Here is a 4,733-nt window from a genome sequence, read left to right as displayed (position 1 = left end):
GTTTTAGTCTACGGCTATGCAGCCTACGAAGGCGCGACGCTATTAGCGAAACATAATGGCACCGACTCTTCTACTGATACAGGAAGTGAGGCGAGTTACACTAATAATGATCAGGTTGTTATCCCAGATAATTCGGCTTTAGGGATTAATAGCTCGATTGATGTATTACGAGTGGGAGATTCTGGTCAGGTGAGCATTGATCTTAATATCGAGCATACCTATATCGGCGATCTTAAAGTCGTGCTTACCTCTGCTAGTGGTGGGCAAGTTGTATTACACAGCAACACTGGAGGCGGGCAGGCGAATATCAGCACCTCTTATAGCGTTGATTTCACGGGGTTTGATTCACAAGGTGAGTGGGTTCTGAGTGTGGTTGATAGTGGAGCTCAAGACACAGGGAAGCTGGTGAGTTGGGGTTTAAATTTTCAGTAGAGAAGACGGATGAAAAGCAAATTAGTTTTTAAATCGTTCTTTGCGTTTACGCTAACTATGGTCGCCATTTATGGTATTAACTCTAAGGTTAGGGCAAACAAGTTAACCACTGAAGACGTCGTTCAAACACAAGATGAGACAACGATTTCTCATCGATATTACGTTAAGTACCTTAAAGGGGGCGAAGAGAAGGCCTCTCAATATATGACGGAGCATGGAATTGAAATACTTGATCACATGCAAAATCGGCGAGTTCTCCTCGTGGTGTCTGACGTGCAAGTAATGGCAGAACTTAGTGGCGAAAGCTTTGTTGATTACGTAGAAGAGTCACCTCAACGTGAACCTTATTCTCAATAGTGAATACGAATAATAAATAACGATAAAAGCGCTTCCTTAATGGGGGCGCTTTTTTATTTTCCCTTGTTTTAAACAGGAAAATATCAATATAAATGAATAAGTTAATTCTAATTTAGTAAGTAGGAATAATTATGTTTAACACTTCTGTTGAATATTAAAGTTGGTTCACGAAATTGACTTTGTTGATTGTGCCTTTCCAAAATAATCTTCTACGTTGTTTTTCTCATCCGAGGTCTAATGTGTTTAAGGAGAAAGACGTTGAAAAAGATAGTTATCTTAGTTGCATTGTACATTTCTAGTTTGAATGTGCATGCCGGGGCGAGCACTTCTGCTTTAGAGCAAAGCGGTTATACAGAAACGAAATATCCGATTGTTTTGGTTCATGGGTTATTTGGGTTCGATTCACTGGCTGGTATGGATTATTTCTATGGCATACCTGAAGTACTGACGAAAGATGGTGCGAGTGTTTATGTTGCGCAGGTCTCTGCGACCAATAGCTCTGAAGTGCGAGGGGAACAATTATTGTCTCAAGTTGAAACATTGTTAGCTGCAACAGGGGCTGAGAAAATCAATTTGGTCGGCCATAGTCATGGTGGGCCAACCGCGAGGTATGTTGCTTCAGTTCGACCAGATCTAGTCGCATCGGTAACGAGTATTGGCGGTGTTCACAAAGGGTCTAAAGTAGCTGATTTAGTTCGAGGTAATGTTGAAGAAGGTTCACCAGCAGAAGCGATTGCAGTTAAATTGGCTGGGGGGCTAACAACCTTAATTAACTTACTTTCTGGCGGATCTGACTTAGAGCAAGATCCACTAGCATCGCTTGATGCACTGACGACCGAAGGCTCATTAGAGTTTAATCAGTATTACCCTGAAGGTGTTCCTACCTCTAAATGTGGTGATGGTGAGTGGCAAGCTGCTAATGGTGTGTATTACTACTCATGGACAGGATCATCCACTTTTACTAATCTTCTCGATCCTACCGATGGTGCCATGACGATCCTTGGACTTGCTTTTGATGGCCCAAGCGATGGGCTCGTTGGGGTGTGCAGCGCTCACTTAGGAAAAGTGATTGGTGACGACTACAAAATGAATCATCTAGATGAGATCAACGGGTTGTTGGGCATCCATCATCTATTTGAAACCGACCCTGCAACACTTTACCGTCAGCACGCAAACCGCTTGAAGCTTGCGGGTTTGTAATTCTAAATTGGTGACATTATGAAAAAGACCACGCTGTTATTTACATTCTTGATTGCCTCGGTAATGACGGGCGCGGTCTTTTATTTATCGAGTTCGCAACCTGATCAGGTAAGTGAATCATTATCTTCGATGAAAGTAGATTCTCAAAAGGATACGGAAATCGATGAGAGTTCAGCCAAAGATACAATGGAATACTTCATGTCAGGCTTAGTGGAGTTAGAGCTAGAAAGTGTTGAGAACAATGTATCAAATTTCCAAAAATCGAATCCGAACTCTCAGATAACTCCTGAGCTGTTCGCTAAGTACGCCGCTTACAAAGCTGCCTTGAAAGGCGTTGATGTACCTTCGGGCTATTCTTCATTAGGGCTGAACGAACTAATGGATATTCATCATCAATTATTGGCTTTGCAATTACAATTTTTTACAGCAGAAGAGCAGGCATTGTTGTTTGAGCATGATAACCGAATGAGAGAGCTTGCCTTAGAAAAGTTGCGTTTACAGGAAGATGGGTTAGATACCGAAGAATTCCAGCAACAATGGCAAAGCATGCTGGCACAACAGCCTGAATATGTACAAGAAAGTCAGAAAAACCTTACCCTTCTGAATCAGCTCACACAGACCGAATCTCTGAGCGAGCAAGAAAGATACTTGAGTAGAGCTCAACTTGTGGACGAGGAAGCGGTCGAGCGGTTAGATGAGCTAGATGAGAAAAGGCAGAAGTTTGACACAGATTTGAATGAATACTTAGAAAGCAGGGTGAGTATTCTGGATGATCCTAGCTTAAGCCCCGAGCTTAAAACTGAGCTTATAGCCTCACTTCGTAGTAGTACATTTTCAGCACAACAATTAAAAAGAGTGCAGGCATTAGAACGTATCCACGACGCTTCTTTGTAAAGAGAATCGCTTAGTATGCCAGCCATTGAGCTGTAGTTGTCCTTCATACGGTTTATGTGGCGATAGGATACTTAAAAAAACGTGACATAAAAAAGGGCGGAAACCAACTTGGTTTCCGCCCTTTTTATTCGTTTCATCTAGATTGCACTAGGCGAGTTCTAAATTTTAAAGTAGTTCAGTTGCTGCTTCTGACGTTCAGCGAGATCTGATAACTCATGACTCGCTGCTGCCGCTTGTGTAATGCCCGTTACATTTTGGCTTACTAGCTCATAAATGTTGGTGATATTACGGTTGATGTCTGCGGTCACCTGGCTTTGTTCCTCTGCTGCTGATGCGACCTGAGWGTTAATCTCAGTCATATCATTCATAGAGCCAGCAATACTGGATAAAGACTCATTCACTTCGCCCGCAAGTTGTTGATTTTGTTTTAGCATATCTAAAGAGTTAGTCATGCTTTCGTTTGCGCTGCTTGACTGGCTTTGTAGCCCTTCAATAATAACCTGGATCTCTTTAGTTGAGTCTTGAGTGCGTGCTGCTAGCATACGAACTTCATCAGCAACAACAGCAAAGCCGCGACCACTTTCACCTGCTCGTGCCGCTTCAATAGCCGCGTTCAAAGCAAGTAAGTTGGTTTGTTCTGAGATACTCTGAATTACTTCAATCACGTTACCAATTTTCTCTGACTGCTCTTGAAGGTTGCTGACTACTTGAGCCGCATCTCCCAGTTGAACCGCCATTTTTTCATTAGCTTGGTTGTTTTGTTGGAACAACTCAAGGCTACGAGTTGTCATCAGGTCTGCTTGTTTCGATGCTGAATCTGCGTTTACTGCATTCTCGTTAACGTGAGTCGCTGTACTTTCTAGTTGATTCACAGCAGAAGCTACTTGTTCTACTTCTTGCTTCTCTTGATCTGAGTTTGCGCTCGATTGTGTCATTACTGCCGCAAGCTCTGTAGATGCAGACGCGACCTCTACACTGATTCGCATTAAAGAACCGACAGTGTCTTGCAACTGACTAACGGTTACATTCACATCGTGTGCGAGTTCAGTAATCTCGTTTTTGCCTTCTTCTTTAGCTTTAACATGCAGGTTGCCTTTGGCAACTTCACGCATGGTACTTTGTAAGTCACGGATTGGCTTAACAATAATGCCAGCTAATACCCAGCTACTCAGTAAAGCAATAGAAAGGATAATCAGTAATCCAATTGTCGCTGAAGTTAATGTAGAGCTGTGCTTTTCGCCGTTGACGGCAATTTCATCAATAGCAATGCGGTTAAGCTCTTTTGACAGGTTGTTGATTGCATTCACCATTTGGTTTCCCGCATCACGGTATTGCGCTGAAGCCATTTGGTATTGTGCTTCAAAATCCGGTGCAGGGTATTGCTCGTGGTGTTTGATGTTCAGTAGAGGCAGCATCGTATTGCGAGAGAAACTCACGTAATGATCCATAGCTCGACGCATCGCTTGTACTTCTTCTTGCATACCTTCAACGGTATTAATTGAGTTAAGTAAGCGGGTATTGTCTGATTGTTTCTGCGTAAGAGTATCTACTAACGTTTTTACGTCTTCTGGGTTGAATAAGCTATATATCGCTTTAATTCTCATGCCGTAGCTGTTGTCTACAATTTCACTGAGTTCTTCTTTGTGAACGATTAGATCCTCAGTCGCTACGCTAACTTCCTGAAATGCATGCTCTAGTTTCTCTCCACCTATGGTGACTCCCGCAACAAGCAGTACGATAGAAAATAAAACGGGAACTAAAATTTGAACTTTAATCGATAAGCCACTGAGTAGTTGGCGCATGGGTTAAGCCTCTTTGTTGAGAATTATTATCATTATGGTGTTTTAATG

General features: G+C 42.5%; 5 protein-coding genes. 4 read left to right on the top strand and 1 reads right to left on the bottom strand.

Annotation, left to right across the window (positions count from 1 at the left end; all coding sequences use genetic code 11):
* The 4 genes from L4C33_RS19760 to L4C33_RS19745 all read left to right on the top strand — a co-directional run.
* A partial coding sequence (locus L4C33_RS19760) for a proprotein convertase P-domain-containing protein (RefSeq protein WP_428814111.1) occupies positions 1-432 on the top strand: 432 nt, incomplete at its 5' end.
* Between the two features lie 9 nt (positions 433-441).
* Positions 442-789, top strand: coding sequence for a hypothetical protein (locus L4C33_RS19755; RefSeq protein WP_428814110.1), 348 nt, complete (start codon positions 442-444; stop codon positions 787-789).
* A 285-nt stretch (positions 790-1,074) separates the two neighbouring features.
* On the top strand, positions 1,075-1,989 hold the full coding sequence (locus L4C33_RS19750; protein ID WP_428814112.1) for an esterase/lipase family protein: 915 nt from the start codon (positions 1,075-1,077) through the stop codon (positions 1,987-1,989).
* Between the two features lie 18 nt (positions 1,990-2,007).
* Positions 2,008-2,883, top strand: a complete 876-nt coding sequence (locus L4C33_RS19745; RefSeq protein ID WP_428814109.1) for a lipase secretion chaperone — start codon at positions 2,008-2,010, stop codon at positions 2,881-2,883.
* A gap of 158 nt (positions 2,884-3,041) precedes the next feature.
* Here the strand turns inward: L4C33_RS19745 and L4C33_RS19740 are convergent, their stop codons facing one another.
* Positions 3,042-4,685, bottom strand: coding sequence for a methyl-accepting chemotaxis protein (locus tag L4C33_RS19740; protein ID WP_428814108.1), 1,644 nt, complete (start codon positions 4,683-4,685; stop codon positions 3,042-3,044).
* Positions 4,686-4,733 lie beyond the last annotated feature (48 nt).

The sequence above is a fragment of the Vibrio makurazakiensis genome, from assembly GCF_050337375.1.
Classification (GTDB): Bacteria; Pseudomonadota; Gammaproteobacteria; order Enterobacterales; family Vibrionaceae; genus Vibrio; species Vibrio makurazakiensis.
The sequence above is the reverse complement of the archived record's forward strand: the minus strand, read 5'-3'. Positions and strand labels throughout refer to the sequence as shown.

What these genes read in the sequence shown, in the direction of transcription:
- L4C33_RS19755 (WP_428814110.1), top strand. Translation starts at nt 442, where the DNA reads ATGAAAAGCAAATTAGTTTTTAAATCGTTCTTTGCGTTTACGCTAACT.
- L4C33_RS19745 (WP_428814109.1), top strand. Translation starts at nt 2,008, where the DNA reads ATGAAAAAGACCACGCTGTTATTTACATTCTTGATTGCCTCGGTAATG.